General features: G+C 62.0%; 20 protein-coding genes. 11 read left to right on the top strand and 9 right to left on the bottom strand.

Annotation, left to right across the window (positions count from 1 at the left end; all coding sequences use genetic code 11):
• Nucleotides 1-170 precede the first annotated feature (170 nt).
• A complete protein-coding gene (gene hemP / locus ACR0AO_RS19200; RefSeq protein WP_480607316.1) occupies nucleotides 171-338 on the top strand; it encodes a hemin uptake protein HemP in 168 nt (55 codons plus the stop codon).
• Complete coding sequence (locus ACR0AO_RS19195) at nucleotides 335-808, top strand: hypothetical protein (RefSeq protein WP_480607164.1); 474 nt, start codon at nucleotides 335-337, stop codon at nucleotides 806-808. The genes hemP and ACR0AO_RS19195 overlap by 4 nt, the downstream gene beginning before the upstream one ends.
• A gap of 19 nt (nucleotides 809-827) precedes the next feature.
• On the opposite strand, the gene ACR0AO_RS19190 is transcribed toward ACR0AO_RS19195, so the two are convergent.
• The 4 genes from ACR0AO_RS19190 to ACR0AO_RS19175 all read right to left on the bottom strand — a co-directional run bounded on the left by ACR0AO_RS19190 (nucleotide 828) and on the right by ACR0AO_RS19175 (nucleotide 6,399).
• Nucleotides 828-3,893 carry an aminotransferase class III-fold pyridoxal phosphate-dependent enzyme gene (locus ACR0AO_RS19190; RefSeq protein ID WP_480607162.1) on the bottom strand — a complete coding sequence of 1,022 codons (3,066 nt, stop codon included), beginning with the start codon at nucleotides 3,891-3,893 and terminating at the stop codon, nucleotides 828-830.
• A 36-nt stretch (nucleotides 3,894-3,929) separates the two neighbouring features.
• Complete coding sequence (locus tag ACR0AO_RS19185; RefSeq protein ID WP_480607159.1) at nucleotides 3,930-4,802, bottom strand: NAD(P)-dependent oxidoreductase; 873 nt, start codon at nucleotides 4,800-4,802, stop codon at nucleotides 3,930-3,932.
• Between the two features lie 159 nt (nucleotides 4,803-4,961).
• A complete protein-coding gene (locus ACR0AO_RS19180; protein ID WP_480607156.1) occupies nucleotides 4,962-5,702 on the bottom strand; it encodes an aspartate/glutamate racemase family protein in 741 nt (246 codons plus the stop codon).
• 7 nt (nucleotides 5,703-5,709) lie between these two features.
• Nucleotides 5,710-6,399: a GntR family transcriptional regulator gene (locus ACR0AO_RS19175; protein WP_480607153.1), complete on the bottom strand. Its 690-nt coding sequence runs from the start codon at nucleotides 6,397-6,399 to the stop codon at nucleotides 5,710-5,712.
• A 102-nt stretch (nucleotides 6,400-6,501) separates the two neighbouring features.
• On the opposite strand from ACR0AO_RS19175, the gene ACR0AO_RS19170 reads away from it, so the two are divergent.
• On the top strand, nucleotides 6,502-8,193 hold the full coding sequence (locus tag ACR0AO_RS19170) for a thiamine pyrophosphate-binding protein (RefSeq protein WP_480607151.1): 1,692 nt from the start codon (nucleotides 6,502-6,504) through the stop codon (nucleotides 8,191-8,193).
• Nucleotides 8,194-8,263: 70 nt separating this feature from the next.
• Here the strand turns inward: ACR0AO_RS19170 and ACR0AO_RS19165 are convergent, their stop codons facing one another.
• Both ACR0AO_RS19165 and ACR0AO_RS19160 read right to left on the bottom strand, forming a co-directional pair.
• Nucleotides 8,264-8,458: a DUF1059 domain-containing protein gene (locus ACR0AO_RS19165; RefSeq protein ID WP_480607148.1), complete on the bottom strand. Its 195-nt coding sequence runs from the start codon at nucleotides 8,456-8,458 to the stop codon at nucleotides 8,264-8,266.
• A 30-nt stretch (nucleotides 8,459-8,488) separates the two neighbouring features.
• Nucleotides 8,489-8,911, bottom strand: a complete 423-nt coding sequence (locus ACR0AO_RS19160; protein ID WP_480607145.1) for a GFA family protein — start codon at nucleotides 8,909-8,911, stop codon at nucleotides 8,489-8,491.
• Between the two features lie 144 nt (nucleotides 8,912-9,055).
• Here ACR0AO_RS19160 and ACR0AO_RS19155 point away from each other — a divergent pair, with 144 nt between their 5' ends.
• On the top strand, nucleotides 9,056-9,937 hold the full coding sequence (locus ACR0AO_RS19155) for a LysR family transcriptional regulator (protein WP_480607142.1): 882 nt from the start codon (nucleotides 9,056-9,058) through the stop codon (nucleotides 9,935-9,937).
• A 24-nt stretch (nucleotides 9,938-9,961) separates the two neighbouring features.
• Here ACR0AO_RS19155 and ACR0AO_RS19150 read toward each other — a convergent pair whose 3' ends face one another.
• Both ACR0AO_RS19150 and ACR0AO_RS19145 read right to left on the bottom strand, forming a co-directional pair.
• Nucleotides 9,962-10,591, bottom strand: coding sequence for a pyridoxamine 5'-phosphate oxidase family protein (locus ACR0AO_RS19150; protein WP_480607140.1), 630 nt, complete (start codon nucleotides 10,589-10,591; stop codon nucleotides 9,962-9,964).
• Nucleotides 10,592-10,602: 11 nt separating this feature from the next.
• Nucleotides 10,603-11,067, bottom strand: coding sequence for a nuclear transport factor 2 family protein (locus ACR0AO_RS19145; RefSeq protein WP_480607137.1), 465 nt, complete (start codon nucleotides 11,065-11,067; stop codon nucleotides 10,603-10,605).
• 305 nt (nucleotides 11,068-11,372) lie between these two features.
• Here ACR0AO_RS19145 and ACR0AO_RS19140 point away from each other — a divergent pair, with 305 nt between their 5' ends.
• From ACR0AO_RS19140 to ACR0AO_RS19115, 6 genes are all read left to right on the top strand, one after another.
• The gene (locus ACR0AO_RS19140) at nucleotides 11,373-11,939 is read left to right on the top strand and encodes a TetR/AcrR family transcriptional regulator (RefSeq protein WP_480607134.1); all 567 of its coding nucleotides are present in this window, start codon (nucleotides 11,373-11,375) and stop codon (nucleotides 11,937-11,939) included.
• 308 nt (nucleotides 11,940-12,247) lie between these two features.
• Entirely contained in the window at nucleotides 12,248-13,867 is a 1,620-nt protein-coding gene (locus tag ACR0AO_RS19135) for an acyl-CoA carboxylase subunit beta (protein WP_480607132.1), read from the top strand.
• A gap of 2 nt (nucleotides 13,868-13,869) precedes the next feature.
• Complete coding sequence (locus tag ACR0AO_RS19130) at nucleotides 13,870-15,840, top strand: acetyl/propionyl/methylcrotonyl-CoA carboxylase subunit alpha (RefSeq protein ID WP_480607130.1); 1,971 nt, start codon at nucleotides 13,870-13,872, stop codon at nucleotides 15,838-15,840.
• The gene (locus ACR0AO_RS19125; RefSeq protein ID WP_480607127.1) at nucleotides 15,840-16,631 is read left to right on the top strand and encodes a TIGR03084 family metal-binding protein; all 792 of its coding nucleotides are present in this window, start codon (nucleotides 15,840-15,842) and stop codon (nucleotides 16,629-16,631) included. The genes ACR0AO_RS19130 and ACR0AO_RS19125 overlap by 1 nt, the downstream gene beginning before the upstream one ends.
• Before the next feature lie 106 nt (nucleotides 16,632-16,737).
• Nucleotides 16,738-17,895 carry an acyl-CoA dehydrogenase family protein gene (locus ACR0AO_RS19120; protein WP_480607125.1) on the top strand — a complete coding sequence of 386 codons (1,158 nt, stop codon included), beginning with the start codon at nucleotides 16,738-16,740 and terminating at the stop codon, nucleotides 17,893-17,895.
• Nucleotides 17,896-18,241: 346 nt separating this feature from the next.
• Entirely contained in the window at nucleotides 18,242-18,907 is a 666-nt protein-coding gene (locus ACR0AO_RS19115; protein ID WP_480607123.1) for a cyclic nucleotide-binding domain-containing protein, read from the top strand.
• Nucleotides 18,908-19,060: 153 nt separating this feature from the next.
• Here ACR0AO_RS19115 and ACR0AO_RS19110 read toward each other — a convergent pair whose 3' ends face one another.
• The gene (locus ACR0AO_RS19110) at nucleotides 19,061-19,960 is read right to left on the bottom strand and encodes a LysR substrate-binding domain-containing protein (RefSeq protein WP_480607313.1); all 900 of its coding nucleotides are present in this window, start codon (nucleotides 19,958-19,960) and stop codon (nucleotides 19,061-19,063) included.
• Nucleotides 19,961-20,060: 100 nt separating this feature from the next.
• On the opposite strand from ACR0AO_RS19110, the gene ACR0AO_RS19105 reads away from it, so the two are divergent.
• Nucleotides 20,061-21,227 (top strand): pyridoxal phosphate-dependent aminotransferase, encoded by a 1,167-nt coding sequence (locus ACR0AO_RS19105; protein WP_480607121.1) that lies wholly within the window; start codon nucleotides 20,061-20,063, stop codon nucleotides 21,225-21,227.
• Nucleotides 21,228-21,250: the final 23 nt, after the last annotated feature.

Here is a 21,250-nt window from a genome sequence, read left to right as displayed (position 1 = left end):
ATACCTTAGTAAAATAATCAGATTAAGGTAAAAGCAGCAGCCACCCCGCAAAACGGGTCAGCCAGAAGCGTCAATGAGGGAACGAATGCGAATGCAGTGGCCGGTGCGGCGTGGTCTCTCCGGCTTGTGAACGGAGCAAGTTCGTGACCTCAAAATCTGGAGACGATCCGATGAATGCCCAAAACCCGACGCCCGCTCAGGGGTATGCCGTTCAAATGCTGCCCGCCCACAAGGCCGAAGATCTGACCGGGGGCGGAAACCTTGCGCATATCGCGTTGGGGGATCAGCTTTATACCTTGCGCATCACCCGCGCGGGTAAATTGATCCTGACAAAATGAGCGGCGCAGTTTCGCGCGGCGGTGCCGCGGTGGGCAGGTTGTCTGATCTCGGCCCGGTCGAAGCGGGCGCGGTCGTCATCCTGCGACATTGGAGTGACATGGCTCTGGTCGGGAACGGGGACCACGCGCTGGAAAGGGCCGAAACTGTCGGGGATGACCCATCGGTATCCGCGGCGTTGACGCAGATCTGTATGCTCTGTGCCCGCTATGGTCGGCGCCCGCTTGTTCGACACGGAGCGGGATGTGCCTGTCTGGGCGCGGACGAAAGCTGTTTCGCCCATATGGTTGCGGCGGCCTCGGATGGTGCGCGCGAAGATGCCCTGATGATGGCATCCCTGATTGTGCGCCCGGATTTTGCGCCTGCACTCGTTGCCTTGTCCGAGCAGCTTGGACTGGCCTTGCGCCGCGTCTCGGGAACCGGGTTTGGCATCCGCCCGGACCGTGTAGAGCAGAGCGGACTTCTGCACTGATACCGGGCACCAGCGCGCGTCAGCAGCAGCCGCACCCTTGGTGATGGTGCTCGTGATCGCAATCCGGGGGCGGAGTGAAATCCGCCACTTCAGCCAGAACCTCGCGCAAGGCCCAAAGGATCATGTCCGCATCCTCGGCCTCGATGGTCAGCGGCGGGCGGATTTTCAGGATGTTGTCCTTTGGTCCTTCGCTGCCGATCAGAATACGATGGTCGCGCATCCGGTTCTTGACGTATTTGCAGATCTCGGTGCCTTCCGAGCCATCGGGGTTGATCAGTTCCACGCCCAGAAACAACCCCATTCCGCGTACATCCCCGACGCATCCGAACTCGGCCTCGATCCGGCGTAGCCCGGCCATCAGGCGCTCACCCATGACGCGGGCGTTGTCCTGCAGGCCCTCGTCATCGACGATGTCCAGCACCTCTTTGCCGATCCGGCAGGACAGGGTCGAGCCGCCGAAGGTCGAAAAGAACTCGATGCCGTTGTCAAAGCTTTCGGCGATGGCCCTGGTCGTGACCAGAACACCCAGAGGGTGCCCGTTGCCGACAGGTTTGCCCAGCACCACGATATCCGGCGACGCGCCCTGATGTTCGAAGCCAAAGTAATACTCGCCCAGCCGGCCCAATCCGGTCTGCACCTCGTCAGCGATGCAGATGCCGCCCGCCGCGCGGATTTTTTCGTAAACCGCAGGCAGGTATCCTTTGGGCGGGATGATCTGTCCGCCGACCGAGGGGAAGGTCTCGGCGATGAACCCGGCAACGCCGTGGCCCTTTTCCTGCAGAGCGGCGACTGCGGGGTCGACGAAATTCGCGAACTTCGTGGCGCGGTCGGGGTCGTCGCGCTTGAACGAGCCGCGATAGTCGTCGGCGACCTCGACCAGCTCCACCCAGTCGGCCTGGCCCACTCCGCCGGGCTTGTTGAACTTGTAGGCCGAGACGTCGATCGCGCCGGTCGTATTGCCGTGATAGCCGTGATCCGGCGTCACCATCCCCCTGGCGCCGGTATGCGCGCGCGCCAGGCGCAGGGCCAGTTCGTTGGCCTCGGTGCCGGAATTGACGAAGAAACAGACCTCAAGATGATCGGGCATTTTCGATAGCACCTTGTCTGCAAACGCGGTCTGTGCAGGGTGCAGATAACGGGTGTTCGAGTTCATCCGGCGCAGCTGATCCGCCGCTACCGCCTGAATGCGGGGATGCGCATGACCCACATGGGGAACGTTGTTGTAGGCGTCCAGATAGGGCCGCCCCCATTCGTCGAACAGATGGTGCTTCCAGCCGCGCACCAGCATCACAGGATCGTCATAGGTCAGTGACAGGTTGCCGCCAAAACGCGCCTGTCGCTCGGCCAGGACTTTCGCCTTGTCGGTCGGGCGATAGAACACCTTGTCGTCCGGCAGGTTCAGCATCGCGGCCGGGTTCGGGCAGACCGCATGCCACAGGTCCATCTCGTCGGGGTCACCAACACCGGGCCAGTCGTTTCCCATGCCTGCCGTGGTCAGCGCCAGCTGGAAATGCACATGCGGCGCCCAGCCGCCGTTCCGGCTGACATCGCCCAGTCTGGCGAATGCCGAACCCTGTGCCACCGGATCGCCCGGTTTCAACCGCTCACAAATCTCGGGGTCGAGGTGGCCATAGAGGGTAAAGAAGGCATCGCCTTCGGGCGTTTCGTGGTGCAGGATCACCACCCCGCCATAGTCCAGATGCTCGGCCCGGTTCTCGACCGCTTCGACCCGCCCGCTCATCGGCGCGTAGAGGATGGTTCCAGCCGGAGCAAACACATCCACCGCCAGATGCACGGTGCGCCGGTCGCTGGCTTTCCACGGCCCCCGGCGGAATGCCGGTTCGGCATAGATCAGCCGGGGTTCGTTGTAGTAGCCCAGCCAGAAGCCCTCTCCGAATTCCTCGCCGACCCGGGCTGCTTCCTCCGGTGGCATGTGAAACGGGTTCTGCGGCCAAAGCGAGTTTTCGACGGACAGGGACCCCATCGGTATATCCGACAGGTCCTGCCCGAAAAGTTCGGCGAAATCGCCTCGGTGATCGTTCAGATAGGCGTGGATACGTTCCGCCCCGTCCGTTACCGACAGCCCGCAGGCCACACGCAGCCGCGCGGGCATCAAACCGCCGTTGACGGTGGCATTTTCCAGAAACCGCCAGGCCGGGGCCTGACTGATCGTCACATACGGATCGCCGGGATTTTCAATCGCCATCAGCGTGGAATTCACCACCGAAACCGCCAGCCGCATTCTGAGCAGGGGCCAAATCAGATCGACCTCTTGGCGGCTCAGGCGGTTTGCAGCGTGAAAGCCGCGAACCAGCGCGACCAGCGCCCTTTCGGGGTGCGGGTGATCGAGTATGACGTAGGCTCCGGCAATCGCCACCTCACAGACACGGGGCGCGGCGCACATATCGCCCAGATCAATCAGCCCCGAGACCGCCCGTCGCTCGTCCAATTCGCCTTCGACGAGAATGTTATAGTCGTTGGCGTCATTGTGGATGGCCTGTTTTGGCAAACCCTCGAGCTTGCCGGACACCGCCTTATAAGCGTCGGAAATCTCTTGAATGATCGCGCGGCGGGACGGCGTTTCGATAGCGTCGAGATGACTGGCGATCCAACCGGCCTGCATGAGATCCCATTTAAAGCCGTCGCGATGCAGCCCAGTGTGATCGAAACTTTCCAACACCCGGTCGGTCGCGCCCAGCACCCGGCCCAGTTTCATAATCAGGTCTTCGGTCTTGGGCGCGGATTTCGCATAGCAGCGCCCCGGCAGTTTTTCGAGCAGCCAGACAAGCCTGCGCTCACCGTTTGCGTCCGTGAGTTCGGGAAGCCGGCTGCCGTCCAGGGCCGGTATCACGCCCGGAAAGGGCAGGCCGGGTGCCTCACAGGCGATATGCTCCAGCGCCTTGATCTGCAGGTCCACCAGACCGGCATTGCAACCAGCGCGCATCACCTTCAGGACATGATCCTGTCCATTCGCGCCCTCGGCCAGAAAGTTCAGGTCATATTCGCCATCCAGCCGTGTCAGCCTGGCCTGAATGCCCCAATGCCTGTGCAGGGCCTCGGCCCAGAATGCCGTGTCGCCGCTCATCGGTTCCGGTGTCCTTTCATCTCGATACCAGCTGTGTCAATCCAGCGCGCGCAGGCGCTTGATCAGCGACGACGTATCCCAACGCCCGCCGCCCAGCTTTTGGACATCCTTGTAGAACTGGTCGACCAGGGCGGTGACCGGCAGCGATGCCCCGGTTTCGTTGGCCGTGTCCAGGCATATGCCCAGATCCTTGCGCATCCAGTCCACCGCGAAACCATGTTCGAAATGGTCGTCCAGCATCGTCTCGTAGCGGTTCGACATCTGCCAGCTTCCGGCTGCACCCTGGCTGATCACCTCGACCACCGCCCGCCCGTCCAGCCCCGCCTTTTCAGCGAAATGCAGTGCCTCGCTCAGGCCCTGAACCAATCCGGCGATGGCGATCTGGTTGCACATCTTGGTCTTTTGCCCGGCACCGCTGTCACCGATACGGCGGCAAATCTTGCTATAGATCTGCATCACCGGCTCGGTCCGGTCATAGGCAGATTGGTCGCCGCCGCACATGATCGACAGGACCCCGTTTTCGGCCCCTGCCTGACCGCCCGAGATCGGGGCGTCGACAAAGGCGATGCCCTTGGCGTGGCCCGCCTCGTAAAGCTCGTGCGTTACCTTGTCTGATACGGTGGTGTGATCGACGAACACCGCGCCTTCGGCCATGCCGCGAAATGCCCCGCCTTCGCCGGTGCAGACCATGCGCAGATCGTCGTCGTTTCCGACGCAGGCCATCACGAACTCGGCCCCCTGCGCGGCTGTCTCCGGCGTCGCGGCCATCGCGCCGCCATGTTCCGCAACCCAGGCTTCGGCCTTGGCGGCGGTTCGGTTGTAGACGGTGACGTCATGGCCCGCGGCCTGAATATGCCCGGCCATGGGATAACCCATGACGCCGAGGCCAAGGAACGCAACTTTTGCCATCAGATGATCCTCCCGATTGCCCGGCCGGACCTTGTCTTATGGTGGCCGGGATGTTCTGCCGAGACAAAGCAAAGCCCGGCCCAAAGGGCAACCCCGTCCGATGTCCGGATGGCTGTGACAATCACTTTTTCTGTGGAAATGCCATCGGCGGAATGTGCCTCAGTGGCGCGGGTCGTCCAGTTCCAGCGCGAATTTTCGCGGCATGAGGCCGGCCTGAAACCATTCGATCATCGAATAGATCGAATAGACGGGCAGGCCCGTGCGCTTGCGGATATCTGCGGCATAGGGGACCATGTTGGTGCATTCCAGCACGATCGCGCCGGCGTCCGGCTCTTTTGCGGTGATTTCTGATGCGGCATCCAGCAGATCCAGCCGACATGCTTCGAAGTCGATATGCGGAGCGTCACCCAGAATGTCCCGGGTAAAGACGCGGCCTCCGTCGGTGCCGTAAATTGGCGTGTCCAGCGGTACGCCTGCCGCTTTCAGATGGGCGCCGGTCAACGTGGCCTTGGAGATGGTGAGGATCACGGCTTTCCTGCCCGGCGGCAGCATTGCCTGTACCATCGGTACCTGCATCAGCGAGGAGGTTGCGACCGGCACGCCCAGGGCCTCGCGCAGTTCGTCCTGCACCAGCGCCAGAAAGCCGCAATTGGTGGTGATGCCGTCGGCGCCGGTGGCCACCAGATCGCGCCCCGCCTCGATGAATGTATCCAGCAGTTCCTTCGGGTTGCCGCGCACCACCTTGTCGGGCGAGGCGCCGCGCACCACCCGGTAATGCACCGGAAAGGGCCAGGTCGCGGCGTTGCCCATGTCGCCGTGGATGCGGGGAAAGCGGGTTTCCAGCATCAGGATGCCGACTGCGGCGCCAAAGACGGTTTTTCCACCGGACTGAACAGACATGGGGGCCTCAGAGATCAGGAACGTAGAGTTGGGCATACGCTTCGCGCACTGCCTGTGTCGCACCTTCGCGGCGGCGTTCGATATGAGCGCGCATCCGGGCTGCGGCCTCGTCCGCGTCGCGGGCGGCGATGGCGTCCAGAATGCGGCGATGAGCCGAGACCATGGATTGCCCGTCGGGCGCGGTCTCGCGCAGGCGGCGCAAGTCGATCACCCGCAGATAGCGGATGCGGTCATTCAGATTGGTCAGCATCCGGCACAGTTCTGCATTGCCGGAAAGCTGGCACAACTGGCTGTGAAACCGTTCGTCCATCGCCAAAAGCTGTTCGGGATCGGCGTCGGGAGTATAATCCGGCGCGATTTCGTCAAGTTCCAGCCTCAGCGCGGCGATGGCCGGGTCGGTGCCGCGTTTGCAGGCCAGCCGCACGGCTTCGACTTCTACCGCGACGCGGGCCTCGTAAAGGTCCATCACCAGTTCCGGCGAGAGCGAGCGGCAGAAAAAGCCGCGCCCGGACTTAAAGGTCAGGAAACCCTCGGCCACAAGCCGGTTCAACGCCTCGCGGATCGGGGTGCGCGAGGCGTGCAACTCGGTCGCCAGCGCGCTTTCGTTGATGCGCGCGTCGGGCTTGAAGGCGAAATCCGACGCCATGCGCCGCAGCGCCTCGTACAGCCGGTCCACATTGCTTTCCGCTTTCGCCATGTCCGCTCCTTTTCACGGTCACATTAGAATGGGATTGACATGCGTGCAAGGTATAATGCAAAACTGTATACAATTTTGAACACGATTACGCGGGGAAATGGCATGAGCAATCAGATGAACGGCGCCGAGGCGATGGTGCGGATGCTTGAGGCGCAGGGTGTGCAGCACATATTTGGCCTGTGCGGCGACACTACGCTGCCGTTCTATGACGCTATGCTGCGGCTGGATCACAACATCACTCATGTGCTGACCCGGGACGAGCGCTGCGCGACCTACATGGCCGACGGCTATTCCCGCGTGACCGGGCGTGTGGGCGTGGCCGAGGGGCCGTCGGGCGGCGGCGCGACCTATATCCTGCCGGGACTGATTGAAGCGTCGGAAAGTTCCTATGCCGTTCTGGGGATCACCACGGACATTTCGGTCGCGTCATATGGAAAATACCCGCTGACCGAGGTGAATCAGGAGGCTCTGATGGCGCCGCTGACCAAGTGGAACACGGTGATCAAGCGCTCCGATCATATCCCGCGCATGATTCGGGCGGCGTTCCGGGCGATGACCACGGGGCGATCGGGCGCGGCGCATATCGGGCTGCCTTATGACGTGCAGTACGATGCCGTCGATGCCTCGGATATCTGGGCCGACACCGCGACAGCAAGCTACCCGGCCTATCCGCAGGCCCCCGCGCCGGGTGCGGCTCAGGCGGCGGTCGAGGCGATTTTGTCGGCCAGAAACCCGCTGATTGTTTGCGGCGGCGGCGTGGTGATCGCGCAGGCCTGGGAGGAGCTGGACCGTCTGGCAACGCGTCTTGACATACCTGTCGCGACCTCGATCTCGGGGCAGGGCTCGCTGGCCGAGACCCATCCGAACTGTCTGGGCGTTGTCGGTTCGAATGGCGGGACCGATGAGACGTGGGAGATGATGGAGGCCGCCGATCTGGTGGTGTTCATGGGCTGCCGCGCCGGCTCGACCACCACCGCGCGATGGGAGGCGCCCAAGCCCGGCACGCGGGTGGTGCATTTCGACAATGACCCGTTGGTGATGAACGCCAATTACCGGACCGAAGTGGCCGTTGTGGGCGACCTGCGCCTGGCGCTGGCCGAGGTGAACGCGGTGCTGGACGGGCGCGATCAGGGGGGCGAGACCTTTGGTGGTGCGGCGGCGGTGGCCGAGAAGAAGAAGCGCAAGTTCGAGGTGTTCGAAAAGCTGGCACAATCGTCTCAGGCACCGATCCGGCCCGAGCGGGTGATCTCGGCCCTGATGAAGGTGCTGCCCGAGGATGCCACCGTGGTGTCCGACCCCGGCACCAGCTGTCCTTATTTCTCGGCTTATTACCAGCTTCCGAAACCGGGCCGCCATTTCATCACCAACCGGGCGCATGGGGCGCTGGGTTATTCTCTGTCCGCCGCGCTGGGGGCTTGGTTCGGGCGACCTGCGTCCAAGACCGTGGCGTTGATGGGGGATGGGTCCTTCGGCTTCACCTGCGGTGAGCTGGAGACGGTCTGCCGGGCGGGGGCGCCGGTCACCTATGTGGTGTTCTCGAACTCGAATTTCGGCTGGATCAAAGCCAGCCAGTTCGCCGACAAGGATGCGCGCTATTACAACGTGGATTTCAGCCATACCGATCAGGCAAAGGTGGCGGCGGCCTTTGGCGTCAAGAGCTGGCGGGTGGAAAACCCGGATGATCTGGAGAAGGTGCTGGCCGAGGCGGTGGCGCATGACGGGCCGACACTGGTTGATGTGGTGTGCCAGCCGCTGGAGGAAAGCAACGCGCCGGTCCGGCGCTGGATGGGGTGAGGCGTGCCCGGAAATCGGCCCGGTGGACCGATTTCAGCGCCGAACGGGCGGAGCCCCTGCGATTGACCAATCACCCCGTTTTGATCAGTTTCGCCAGTTCGGCGCGGTCTGCGTCGCTCCAGGCCGAGGGGTCTTCGCCATGGGCGACGACGGCGTGCAGTTCCATCAGTTTCCAGACTTCATCCTCGGTGGCGGCCACAACCTTGCCGGGGCAGGCTTCCATGCCGGGATAATCCTTGCAGGCATATGAAAACGACTGTGTCATCGCTTGCTCCTTTCGCGGGTTTGAAGTGGTTCAGAACGTGTCGAAGGCGGGGGCGCCCTCGGGCAAAGTGATCCAGGGCTGTTTGTGCGAGACAAAGACGTGGTTCTGTGGCGCGACGATGGACGGGTCGTCCAGCGTTACGGCGGCAAACCAGGCGTCCCGGCTCCAGTCCTGTCCTTCGACCTCGTGGCCTGCGGCATAGGTCAGCGTGGTTCCGCAATCCCCACAGAAACCGCGCCGGATGCCGGGCGTCTTTTCGCAATATTTGATCGCACCCTTGGTGACGGAAAACTCGGTGGCCGAAACCTTGGCCCAGGTCGCGAAGGCCGCGCCCATTGCCATCTGGCACGAGCGGCAATGGCAATGGGCAGAAAATTCGGGCGTTCGGTCGATCCGGTATCTGACGGCACCGCAATAGCATCCGCCCTCGTGTCGGGTAACCTGGTCGGTCATTTGTAACCTCTCTCTGCGGTAGCGACCGCGAAGAATGACTTTCATGTCTGGTTGACGGGTTTCGCCAATGATACCCTAAAGCTTGAATATAATTGGAGCGCATGCAACAAAGAAAAAATCTATTATTGTTAGAAAAACTATCAAATGGACTGGCAGAAGCTTCCACCGCTCAATGGACTGCGCGCCTTTACGGTTCTGGCCGAGGCAGGCAGCTTCACGCGCGCCGCCGAACAATTGAATGTCACCCACGCCGCTGTCAGTCAGCAGGTCAGGTTGCTGGAGGACCGATTGGGTATACCGCTGGTGAAAAAATCAGGCCGCGGAGTGGACCTGACCGGTGAGGGCACGGCGCTGGCGCGTGATCTTGAGCTTGGGTTTGCCACTATCGGGCGCGGCGTCGAACGTCTGACCGAAAGTGTCGCCAGCAGGCCGGTACAGATCACTATGTCCCCCGCATTCGCAGTGGAATGGCTGCTGCCACGCATGGCGGCTTTTCAGCAGGTCAATCCGGACATCACGCTGATGCTGAACCCGACCGCCGAAGTGGTCGAATTGAAGCCAGGAGGTATCGACGTGGCCATCCGCTACCGGGACAAGCGCCGCCCGGTCAGCGACGTAGATACGCTGTTGCTGTCGGACATGGTCATGATCGGTGCCCCGGAACTGGTCGCCGGGCGTGACCTGTCCCATCCGGCCTCTTTGATGGATCTGCCCTGGCTACAAGAGCTTGGAACCAATGAGGCCGCGGAATGGCTGACCTTTCACGGTGTGGTGCCCGACCGCCCTCTCATTGTTCATCAGATGCCAGGAAACCTGATCATGAAGGCAGTGCGGCGAGGGGATGGTGTCACCTTCACCAGCCGCGCCTTTTTCCAGGAGGACATCGAGACAGGGCGCGTGGTCGAACTGTTTTCGGAAAAGCTGTTCGGGGTCTATTATATCGAAACACGGCAGGGTGTATTGCGGCCTGCGGTCAAGAGCTTTGTAAGCTGGCTCAGGTCGCAGGCCGAAACTGTGACGGTATAGTCAGGGGTTTGTCTGCAACGCCGCCTAGGCGTCGTTCCGGACTTTGGCCAGCTCTTCTTTCAGAAGCTTGTTCTCGGCCTCGAGCTTGCCGAGCTTTACGCCGAATGCGTGAAGATAAGGGCCGAACTCCTCTTCCGTCATGCGGCGTGTGATGTGGCGCGGGCAGTTCCAGTCCAGACCTTCGACGCGGATGATCACCGCCCGTTCTGCCGTCGCATCGGCACCTGCGGGGAACAGGCTGGCGGCTGCGGCTTCACCTTCGGTGAACTCGACCCGGCCGAGGATTTTTAGCCGCCGCTGGTTGGCATAGTCCATCAGGATCATCGCGACCCGGTCATTGCCGTCCAGATTGCCGCGCGAGATATACTGCTTGTTGCCTGAAAAATCCGCGTATCCGATGGTTTGCGGGCCAAGAACGCGCAGAAATCCGGCGGGGCCGCCGCGATACTGGACATAGGGCCAGCCGGTCTCGGACACGGTCGCCTGGTAGAATCCGTCACGGCTTTCGATAAAGGCTTTTTCGGCCGGACCGATCTGATGCCCCTGTTGCGGGCCTGCGTCGATGAATTTCGCATAGGTTGCGGCCGAACCCATCCGTTCCTGATGGGCGCGTACAGAGGGGGTAAAGGTCAGTTCGGAAAAGGCACGGGGCATTTCGGTTCCTTTCAAAGACCCAGATCGGACAGACCGGGATGGTCGTCGGGACGGGGGCCAAGGGGCCAGTGAAACAGACGTTCCGATACGGTGATCGTCAGATCGTTCAGCGATGCGTGACGCCGGGCCATGCGGCCGTCATTGGCAAATTCCCAGTTCTCGTTTCCATATGAGCGGAACCAATGTCCGCTGTCATCCCGCCATTCATAGGCATAACGAACGGCGATGCGGTTTTCGGCAAAGGCCCACAGTTCCTTGATCAGACGATAGTCCAGTTCGCGGTGCCATTTGCGGGTCAGAAAGGCGTGGATCTGGCCGTGCCCGGTCAGAAACTCGGCGCGGTTCCGCCACTGGCTGTCTTCGGTATAGGCGGGTGTCACGATATTGGGGTCGCGGCTGTTCCATGCGTTTTCAGCCATGCGCACCTTTTGAACGGCGCTTTCCCGCGAGAAGGGCGGCAGGGGCGGGCGGTTCATTTGGGCGACTACCGTCATACGATCATGGCCGCGAAAATGGCCAGGGCCAGCAGAAGGGGCAGATGTTGGGAAGGAAACAGGCTGGCATGGCGTCGCATCGATCATCTCCTGTGGTGTAGTGGTTGGCGTTCTGTGTAATTTAGGGTGTACTGATCGGTAAACTATTTCAAGCGATGATGTTGCAACATTTTTCACGTTCGAATGACGACATTTGCAAATCGTTGTTTTATATTAAAATAATAGAAAAATTTGCATTCCAGCGTCACAGATAATATGTACAGATCGGTACACTATGGAGCCGAATCATGCGTCCGAACAAGCGGGATGAGCTGGTCAGAAAAGCGCTGGAGGTCTTTTACCGCGACGGATTTCACGCCACCGGAATGGATAAGCTGGTGGTCGAAACCGGTGTCTCGAAAACGTCGATGTACAAGCATTTCCGGACCAAGGAAGATTTGATCCTGGCGGCACTGCGTTTGCGCGACGAAAATTTCCGCAACTGGTATCTGCGCCGTGTCGATGAGTTGGCGGACGGTCCGGCCGACCAGTTGCTTGCCGGTTTCGACGTGTTGGGCGAATGGCTGGAGCAGGACGGTTTTCGCGGCTGCTTGTTCATTAAGGCCGGGGCCGAGTTTCAGGAAAAAAATCACCCGATCCACGTTCAGGCGGCGGAACACAAGCGGCTGCTGCTGGAACATTTCATGCGACTGACCCGCAAGGCGGGCGCGCGCGACCCGGAAAGGCTGGGACGTCAGATTTTGTTGCTCACCGAAGGTGCAATCGTGACTGCGGTTCTTCTCGGCAATTGCCGGCCCGCCGAAGATGCCAGGGCGGCGGCACAGGTTCTGCTGGATGCTGAACTGGCCGCCTAACGTCGGTCGCAATTGCTTTGCTGGTCCCGTCTGTCGCGCGGCGGGCGAGTCGAAAATCTCCCGGAAACGTCGCGCAGATTCGGCCCGGCGGGCCTCACGCGGGCGTCTTGCACGGCCGGGTCTTGCCTGTTTCCGCTCCGGGCGCGGACTTGTTCCGTGACGTCGCCTGCGATTGCTGACCGTTGACCGTTAAGGTGCATGGCGGCAACCTGAAACCAATAAGGGTGATCCGGAAAGCGCGCCCTGGAACGAAACCAAACAAGGTCGTGCAACCCCGGGTCGGTCGGACAGTATCAACGGAGGGCGCCATGAAATTTGTCAGCCAGCTTGACCGCGACAATGACGCCTTTGCTCGAAATCGTGCGGGTATGCTGAAGCTGGCGGGCGAGTTGCGCGCTCTGGAAGCGCGTGCGGTGACCCTGTCCGAACAACGGCGCGCACGGATGGCCGAGCGCGGGCAATTGACCCCGCGTGACAGGCTGGCGGGGTTGCTGGACCCCGGCATGCCGTTTTTGCAGCTGCACAGTCTGGCCGGTTATCTTGTGGACACGGACGAACCCACCACATCCGTGCCCGGAGCGTCGATCATTGCCGGGATCGGCTTTGTCTCGGGGGTGCGCTGCATGGTTGTCGTCGACGACAGCGGCATCAAGGCCGGTGCGATGGTCGAGATGACGGCGGCAACCTTTCTGTCGGCACAGGAGATCGCACTGAAGCAGAAACTGCCCTTTGTGCATCTGGTGGAAAGCGCCGGGGCGAATCTGATGGAATACCGGGTCGAGCTGTGGGCCAATGGCGGCAAGCTGTTTCGCAATCTGGCGCGGCTTTCGGCGGCCGGTTTGCCGAACGTGGCGGTGCTACATGGGCCTTCGACCGCAGGCGGGGCCTATATGCCGGGGCTGGCGGATTATGTGATCGGCGTCAAAAAGAACGGCATGGCAGCGCTGGCCGGGGCGGCCCTTGTGCATGCCGCAACCGGTGAGAAAGCCAATGACCGCGATCTCGGCGGTTCCGAGATGCATGCGCAAACCAGCGGGCTGGTCGAATACCTGGCCGAAGATGACGCGCATGGGGTCGAGATCGCCCGCGATGTGATCGCCCGGCTGAACTGGAACAAATCCCTTCCCGTGCGGCAGGTGGGCAAGTTCGCGCAGCCGGAATATGACATAGAGGATATCGCCGGACTGGTCCCGGTCGACTATCGCGTTCCCTACGATGTGCGCGAGGTGGTGGCGCGCGTGGTCGACGGCTCGGATTTTCGGGATTTCAAGCCGGGCTATGGTGTTTCAACCATCTGCCTGCAGGCGGCAATCAATGGTATCGCGGTGGGGATCGTCGGCAATAACGGGCCGATCGACCCGGCGGGGGCAACCAAGGCGGCGCAGTTCATTCAGCTGTGCGGTCAGGCCGATACTCCGCTGATCTTTTTGAACAATACCACCGGCTATATGGTCGGTTCCGAATACGAACAGGCGGGGATGATCAAGCACGGGGCCAAGATGATACAGGCGGTGACATCGGTCGATGTACCGCGCGTCACCCTGTATATCGGGGCGAGTTTCGGGGCGGGAAATTATGGTATGTCGGGCTTTGCCTATGAGCCGGATTTCCTGTTCGCCTGGCCCAACGCGACAACGGGTGTCATGGGCGGAGAGCAGGCCGCCGGCACCATGGCGATGGTGGCCCGAGCGGCGGCAGTACGCAAAGGCGAGGACGTGGACGAAGATCGGCTCGCCAAACAAAGCGCGCGGATCGCGGCGCATTTCGACCGGCAGGCCGGAGCGTTCTATACCTCCGGGCGATGCCTCGATCACGGGGTCATCGACCCGCGCGATACCCGTCGTGTTCTGGGGTTCTGCCTGGAAACCTGTCTGGAAGGCCGGGCGCGCAAGGTCAAACCCGGTGCTTACGGCGTGGCGAGGTTCTGAGTATGGCGTTCGACAGCATACTTGTCGCCAATCGGGGCGAGATTGCCGCGCGCGTGATCCGCACGGCGCGCGACATGGGGTTGCGGACCGTCGCAGTGTACACAAGTGCCGATGCCGCTGCGCCCCACGTGAAACTGGCCGATGATGCCGTCTGGATCGGTGAGGGGCCGGTTGGCGAGAGCTATCTGAATGCCGGGCGGATTTTGGAGGCGGCGAGGCGGGCAGATGCCGGGGCCATCCATCCGGGATACGGGTTTCTGTCTGAAAACGCCGAGTTTGCCCTAGCCGCTGCCCGGGCCGGTCAGGTTTTCATTGGCCCGGGTCCGGACGCCATCCGGACAATGGGCAACAAGGCCAGCGCCAGACGCCTGATGGCCGCGACCGGCGTGCCCTGCGTGCCCGGATATGATGACGAGGATCAATCCGATGCTGCGTTGATCGGGGCCGCGCACCAGATTGGATATCCGCTGATGGTCAAGGCGGCGGCGGGCGGCGGCGGGCGCGGCCTGCGGCTGGTTGGCACGCCCGGAGATCTGCAAAACGCATTGGCGCGGGCGCGTTCGGAGGCCGCCAATGCCTTTGGCTCGGGTGAGCTGATCCTGGAAAAAGCTATCGTCGCGCCGCGCCATGTCGAGTTTCAGATCTGTGCCGATACCCACGGCAACATCATTCACCTGGGTGAGCGCGACTGTTCAATCCAACGCCGGCATCAGAAGGTCATCGAAGAGGCCCCCTGCCCGATCATGACCTCGGAATTGAGGGGCCGAATGGGGGCCGCTGCAATTGCGGCGGCGCGCGCCGTCGATTACCGGGGTGCCGGAACGGTGGAGTTTCTGCTCGACGACAGGGGTGAGTTCTATTTCCTCGAAATGAACACGCGGCTGCAGGTCGAGCATCCGGTGACAGAAATGATTACCGGTCTCGATCTGGTGGCCTTGCAGATTGCCGTGGCGCAGGGCGAGCCTTTGCCGATACGGCAGGACGAGGTGGCGCTGAGCGGGCACGCGATCGAGGCGCGGCTCTATGCCGAAGATCCCGGCAACGGCTTTCTTCCGGCAACCGGTCCGGTCCACCTTTGGAAACCGGCCACCGGACCGGGGGTGCGGGTGGATGCAGGGATTGCTCAGGGTCAGGCGATCTCGCCGCATTATGATCCGATGCTGGCCAAGATCATCGCCCACGGCCCGACGCGGGAAGTGGCGCGTATGCGCCTGATCCGGGCCGTTCAGGATACGGTGTTGCTGGGCACAGTGACCAATGCCGGTTTTCTGGCCGATATCCTGTCACATCCGGATTTCGCCCAGGGCACGGCCACGACCGGGTTTCTGGACGGCGGTGTCGCAACCAAGGCCTCCACGCCCGCCGATTTCCGCCAGGTTGCTTTGGCTGCGGCGCTTCTCCTCGAAGCCTCGCGTAGCCAGGCGCTGGCCTGTGCGGGCTTTGTGGCGCCGGATCAGCTGGGTTGGTCAAATACCCAGATGCCGTCGCGCGGTTTGTCGGTTCTCGTTGCCGGATCGCGGCTGGAGCTTGCGGCAGCGGCCATTCCCGGCGGCTGGAAGATCGTGATCGGCGGCCAGCCTTTCGATGTGATGCCAGAGCGGCACGCACCGGATGTCGAGGCCCGTATCAACGGTGAACGGATTCGAGCGGCAGCCCATGTCTCGGAGGACGAGGTGATGCTGGCGGTGGGGTCCGACCGGATCTCGCTGCGCCTGTTGCGGGCAGGCCGCGCAGGGGATGCCGGGCCGGGTAGCGGCTGTATCACCGCTCCGATGCCGGGGTTGGTGCAGGCGTTGGATGTGGTGGAAGGGGCGACGGTACGCAAGGGGCAGACGTTGGCGGTACTTGAGGCGATGAAGATGCAACATCAGATCGCCGCCACCAGAGATGGACGCGTCGTGCGGGTGCACGTCTCGGAGGGTCAGCAACTGGCGGCCGGTGACGCGATGTTCGAGATCGAAGAGGAGGCGTAATGGAGCAGGCAGGGGACTTTCTGGAAGAGAGCATGGCGCTTGACGAGGCCCTGGCCGATGTCTCGGGCATCCGTTGGCAGACGGTCACTCAGTTCAAGGGCTGGACGCTGAACGACGTACTGGTCCATCTGCATTTCTGGAATGGCATGGCCGATCTCTCTCTTCGCGACCCGGATGCGTTTCAGGACCGGCTTGCAGACACTCTGAAAGGCATCCAAACCGCCGGTTTTCGCGCCACCGAGAACGCGATGATCCCCGAAAGGGGGGAAGAACTGCGCGCGGCATGGCGCAGGCTTTGTCGCGACATGGGCACGCGCTGGGCCGGGCTGGACCCCAAGCAGCGGGTGAAATGGGTCGGGCCGGACATGTCCGTCCGTTCCTCCATCACCGCCCGGCAGATGGAAACATGGGCGCATGGGCAGGAGGTGTTCGATATTCTGGGTCGTGAGCGGCAGGACACGGACAGGATCAAAAACATCGTGATCCTCGGGGTCAATACCTTTGGATGGTCCTACAAACTGCGTGGCCGCGAAGCGCCGGCCGTCATGCCACGGCTTGAGCTGACTGCACCTTCCGGTGCGCTCTGGATGTTCGGGGATTCGGGCGACGACCGCATCACCGGCCCGGCGGTCGAGTTCGCGCGGGTTGTGGCCCAAACCCGCAATATCGCCGACACATCCCTGATCGTTGAGGGGGCGGTCGCGCGCGAATGGATGTCCATCGCCCAGTGTTTTGCAGGCGGACCCGAGACGCCCCCGGCACCGGGCGCGCGCCATCGTGTCACCGCATGACCGCAAACGACGCGGCGTTGCGCGGAAAGAAACGCGGCGTCACCGAGATTGGCGGCGGACGGGCATTTGTCTAGCTTGTTGCCAAGCCTGAATCGGAGGAACTGGAATGTCTCTTTTTACCGACACTGCGGCCTGGGTCACCGACGAACATCGCATGTTCGCCGAAATGGCGGGGCGGTTTCTGGATGACAAACTTGTCCCCAATATCGAAGCCTGGGTCGACAATGGCGTGGTCGACCGCGACTTCTGGCGCAAGGCCGGCGACACCGGCCTGATGGCCGGGTCGATCCCCGAGAAATACGGCGGCGTCGGTGGAGGGATGGGGTTCGATGCGGTCACCATCTATGAGCAGACCTCGCGCGGGGATGCAGGCTGGGGCTATGGCATCCAATCCATCGTGACCCATTACATCACCGCATATGGCAGCGAGGATCAAAAGGCGAAATGGCTGCCCGGGCTCGCCTCGGGTGAAATGGTCGGCGCAATTGCCATGACTGAACCGGGCACCGGGTCCGACCTGCAGGCCGTGCGTACGACGGCGGAAAAAGACGGAAATTCCTACCGGATCAACGGCTCCAAGATTTTCATCACGAATGGCCAGAGCGCCGATCTAGTGATTGTGGTGGCCAAGACGGACAAGGCGCAGGGCGCGCGCGGTGTATCGCTGATTGCGGTCGAGACCGAAGGAGCCGAGGGCTTTCGGCGCGGGCGCAACCTCAGGAAGCTGGGGATGAAGGCCAACGACACGGCGGAGTTGTTCTTTGAGGACGTCAAGGTGCCGATGACCAATCTCATCGGCCCGGAAGAGGGGCAGGGCTTTTATCAGTTGATGAAACAATTGCCGTGGGAACGCCTGACCATCGGTATCATGGCGCTGGGCGCCATCGATTTCGCCCTTGCCGAGACAGTGAAATACGTGCAGGAGCGCAAGGCGTTCGGGCAGCGGGTGATGGATTTTCAGAACACCCGCTTCAAACTGGCCGAGTGCAAGACCAAGGCCGAGGTGCTGCGCAGTTTCGTCAACGACTGCATCGCCAGACTGGAGCGGGGCGAATTGGATGCGGCCACCGCCTCAATGGTCAAATACTGGGGGTCCGAGGTGCAGAACGAGGTCATGCATGAGTGCCTGCAGCTTTTCGGCGGCTATGGCTTCATGATGGAATATCCGATTGCACGGCTTTATGCGGATGCGCGGGTGCAGATGATCTATGGCGGCACCAACGAGGTGATGAAGGAGCTCATTGCCCGATCGCTCGATGTGTGACCGGGCGACGGGGGCGGAAGTGCTCCCGCCGGTCGTCGACGTTTTCTGCAAAAACGTCTCCTCCCGTTGGACCCGGCAGCGCACGAGCGATGCTCGTGCGCTGCGGTGTTCGGTTTGTTATTCGAAGTATCGGTGCACGAGCCTGTGCTGAACTGCAAAAATGTTTGCGAAATTCGTTGCGCGTTTGAGAAGTGCGTTTGCAGCCGATGTCGCCTCAGCGAGACAATTTCAGGCGTCCATACCAAGAAGTTTTGACCCCAAAGATAGCCTTCACAATCGCACTTTGCCCCTTTCTGACCCTGAGCTACGGTGATCGTTGTCCGCATACCATGGATGAGGTGACGACATGCTGGGGCTGGATCTTTTGGTCAACGCCGCGAACATCTTCTATCTTGTTTCTTACTCCGTAAGGGACATTTTCTGGTTGCGGGTTCTGTCGGTCGGCGGCGGAATTCTGTTGTTGCCGTATTACTATTTTCAGAGCGCCCCCCTTTGGGCACCGATCGGCTGGAACCTGTTTTTCATAGCGATCAATATCTACTGGATCACACGGTTGTTGCTGGAGCGCCGGCCCGTGCCCTTCAGCGATGAAGAACGACACTTGTATGAAATCGCCCTTCGCAACTTTGGCGAACGGGAAGCTTTCAAGCTTCTTCGAATGGGTTCCGCCACATCTGTTCCCGCGGGGGCCACGCTGCTCAAGCAGGGTGAGCGGGTAGAGAACCTTTCGCTCATCATCGGCGGAGAGGTTGGCGTCGAAATGGACGCTAAACACGTGGACACGCTCGGCGCGGGACGTTTTCTCGGTGGCACAGCCTTTTTGAACAATGACGTGCGTTTCACCGCACCGGTTACAGTGACTGCCGTCAAGCCGTCGCGTATTCTTGTCTGGAAATTCTCAGAACTGGAGGCGGAATTCAAAAAGGACACGGATCTTCAGATTGCGATCGAGGCGAGTCTTGGGCTTGAGGTCTCGCGCTTTCTGCAAAGCGCGAGATCGCATCTGCTATAGTCAACGCGCTTCAGTCAAAGCAGAAATTGAGGCCCAACGCCATGCAATCGCGATGCAGGCATGCCTGCAATTCATCCCGGCACCTTTCGAAGAATGCCGAGTGGCCGCCAAGCTCTCACTGCAGACAGCCGCCAAATTCAACTGACGTGAAGGTCATTCAGCGGATTGCCGTGTCACCTGCCCCTCCAACCAACTCCGAAACGATCTCAGCGGCGCGGAGTCGGTGCGGTTTTGCGGCCAGACCAGAAAGTAATCCCCCAGACTGACCGGCGGGTCGTCGCAGGCCAGCGCTAGCCGCCCGGTCTCAAGGTCCTGGGCCACCAGATAGCTGGGCAACAGCGCCACGCCCAGCCCGTGGATCGTCGCCTGGATCATGGTTGAAAACTGGTCGAACAACGTGCCTCTGAGGCCGTTCGCCTCCATACCCCGCGCGGCGAACCAGCGTTCCCATGCGTCCGGGCGCGTGTCGAGATGCAGCAGTGGGGCGGTCAGCAGCCAGTCGGGATGATTGCCATTCGGCGGCATCAGCGCGGGAGCGCAGACCGGCAGCACCTCTTCGCGCATGATCGGCAGATAGGCGACGCCCGCCCAGTCCCTCTGACCAAAATGGATCGCCGCGTCGAAGGGGTCGGCGGCGAAGTCGAAGGGTTTCAGCCGGGTGCTGAGGTTCACCGTCACCTCCGGATGGCGCCGCGCGAAATCCTGCAGACGCGGGGCCAGCCAGTGCATCCCGAAGGCGGGCAGGATCGAGAGGTTTAGCGACCCGCCGGTCGGGTTGGCCTTGAGCTTGAGCGAGGCCCGCGCCAGCTGATGTAACGCCGTGCGGGCGGTGGCGACATATTCGCGGGCGGCGGGCGTCAGTTGCAACCGCATCTGGGTGCGCTGGATCAGGGCGACGCCGAGTTGCTCCTCCATCACCTTCAACTGACGGCTGATGGCGCTTTGGGTCAGGGACAGCTCTTCGGCCGCCGCCGACGCGCTGCCGAGCCGGTCGACGGCTTCGAGCGCGAGCAGGGACGAGATCGAGGGTAGGAAACGGCGAGGTGCAATCATATGAGTTATACTCATGGCTTTTAAAGGGAATGTCACTGGTTTTTTCTCGGCTTCGGCGCGATGAAGGGCGGCAAAGCGCAGGCCCAGCAGTGAGGATGCCATGACACTTCAGAACAATCCGGGAGAGTTCCAAAGGGCCGGGCGGCTTGACGGGATCGAGCTGTCGGAGATCGTACAAATCTCGGAACGGGCCGCGCAACTCAGGGCGCAGGGCGTGGATGTGATTGCGCTGAGCACCGGCGAGCCGGATTTCCCCACCCCGGCCCATGTGGTCGAGGCCGCGCACCGGGCCGCGCTGGACGGCCAGACCCGGTATCCGGCCACCGCCGGGACGCCCGCCTTGCGGGCGGCGATTGCCGGGCAGGCCGGGGTGGAGCCTGCGAATGTGATCGTCTCGACCGGGGCCAAGCAGGTGCTGGCGGGGGCGTTCATGGCAACGCTGAACCCCGGGGATGAGGTGATCACCACGGCGCCGTTCTGGACCAGCTATGCGGACATGGTGAAGCTGGCGGGTGGGGTGCCGGTGGTGCTGGACTGCCCGCGCGAGCAGGGGTTCAAGCTGACGCCCGAACAGTTGGAGGTCGCGATCACGCCGCGCACCCGCTGGCTGCTGCTGAACACACCCTCCAACCCGACCGGGGCGGTTTATACGCAGGCGGAGTTGCAGGCGCTGGGGGCGGTGTTGGAGAAGCATCCCCAGGTCTGGGTAATTTCGGACGAGATCTATCAGCATCTCTCATACGTTCCGTTCACGCCTTTCGTGCAGACGGTGCCTGCGCTGGCGAGGCGGGCGCTGACCGTGAACGGGGTGTCCAAGGCGTATTCCATGACCGGCTGGCGGATCGGCTGGGGGATCGGCCCGGCGCCGCTGATCAAGGCGATGGTGGCGGTGCAAGGGCAGATCACGTCGGGGGCCTGTTCTATCGCGCAGGCGGCAGCTTTGGCCGCGATTGCCGGGCCGCAGGACCTGCTGGCCGAGCGCCGAGCCGAGATGCAGGCACGCCGCGATCTTGTTGTCGCGGGGCTGAACGATGCCGGTCTGGACTGCGCCTTGCCCGACGGGGCGTTCTATGTCTTCCCCAGAACGCCCGCGAAAATGCCGGTCGATCACGAATTCTGCCGTTATCTGCTGGACGAGGCGGGCGTTGCGCTGGTGCCAGGGCGCGCCTTTGGGATGCCAGGGCATTTGCGTCTGTCTTTTGCCTATGCCACGGATAGCCTGACCGAAGGGCTTGCCCGCATCGCCCGCGCCGTTGAAGCGCTGTAACACGACACCAAAACCCGAAAAGG

The organism is Ruegeria sp. AF8 (assembly GCF_056541825.1).
The sequence above is the reverse complement of the archived record's forward strand: the minus strand, read 5'-3'. Positions and strand labels throughout refer to the sequence as shown.

Bases quoted from the DNA above. Each gene is read 5' to 3' on its own strand.
- ACR0AO_RS19130 (WP_480607130.1), top strand. From the start codon at position 13,870: ATGGCGTTCGACAGCATACTTGTCGCCAATCGGGGCGAGATTGCCGCG.
- ACR0AO_RS19150 (WP_480607140.1), bottom strand. From the start codon at position 10,591: ATGCCCCGTGCCTTTTCCGAACTGACCTTTACCCCCTCTGTACGCGCC.
- ACR0AO_RS19115 (WP_480607123.1), top strand. From the start codon at position 18,242: ATGCTGGGGCTGGATCTTTTGGTCAACGCCGCGAACATCTTCTATCTT.
- ACR0AO_RS19185 (WP_480607159.1), bottom strand. From the start codon at position 4,802: ATGGCAAAAGTTGCGTTCCTTGGCCTCGGCGTCATGGGTTATCCCATG.
- ACR0AO_RS19125 (WP_480607127.1), top strand. From the start codon at position 15,840: ATGGAGCAGGCAGGGGACTTTCTGGAAGAGAGCATGGCGCTTGACGAG.
- ACR0AO_RS19120 (WP_480607125.1), top strand. From the start codon at position 16,738: ATGTCTCTTTTTACCGACACTGCGGCCTGGGTCACCGACGAACATCGC.
- hemP (WP_480607316.1), top strand. From the start codon at position 171: ATGAATGCCCAAAACCCGACGCCCGCTCAGGGGTATGCCGTTCAAATG.
- ACR0AO_RS19135 (WP_480607132.1), top strand. From the start codon at position 12,248: ATGAAATTTGTCAGCCAGCTTGACCGCGACAATGACGCCTTTGCTCGA.
- ACR0AO_RS19145 (WP_480607137.1), bottom strand. From the start codon at position 11,067: ATGAACCGCCCGCCCCTGCCGCCCTTCTCGCGGGAAAGCGCCGTTCAA.
- ACR0AO_RS19190 (WP_480607162.1), bottom strand. From the start codon at position 3,893: ATGAGCGGCGACACGGCATTCTGGGCCGAGGCCCTGCACAGGCATTGG.
- ACR0AO_RS19160 (WP_480607145.1), bottom strand. From the start codon at position 8,911: ATGACCGACCAGGTTACCCGACACGAGGGCGGATGCTATTGCGGTGCC.
- ACR0AO_RS19165 (WP_480607148.1), bottom strand. From the start codon at position 8,458: ATGACACAGTCGTTTTCATATGCCTGCAAGGATTATCCCGGCATGGAA.
- ACR0AO_RS19140 (WP_480607134.1), top strand. From the start codon at position 11,373: ATGCGTCCGAACAAGCGGGATGAGCTGGTCAGAAAAGCGCTGGAGGTC.
- ACR0AO_RS19180 (WP_480607156.1), bottom strand. From the start codon at position 5,702: ATGTCTGTTCAGTCCGGTGGAAAAACCGTCTTTGGCGCCGCAGTCGGC.
- ACR0AO_RS19155 (WP_480607142.1), top strand. From the start codon at position 9,056: ATGGACTGGCAGAAGCTTCCACCGCTCAATGGACTGCGCGCCTTTACG.
- ACR0AO_RS19175 (WP_480607153.1), bottom strand. From the start codon at position 6,399: ATGGCGAAAGCGGAAAGCAATGTGGACCGGCTGTACGAGGCGCTGCGG.
- ACR0AO_RS19170 (WP_480607151.1), top strand. From the start codon at position 6,502: ATGAGCAATCAGATGAACGGCGCCGAGGCGATGGTGCGGATGCTTGAG.
- ACR0AO_RS19105 (WP_480607121.1), top strand. From the start codon at position 20,061: ATGACACTTCAGAACAATCCGGGAGAGTTCCAAAGGGCCGGGCGGCTT.
- ACR0AO_RS19110 (WP_480607313.1), bottom strand. From the start codon at position 19,960: ATGATTGCACCTCGCCGTTTCCTACCCTCGATCTCGTCCCTGCTCGCG.
- ACR0AO_RS19195 (WP_480607164.1), top strand. From the start codon at position 335: ATGAGCGGCGCAGTTTCGCGCGGCGGTGCCGCGGTGGGCAGGTTGTCT.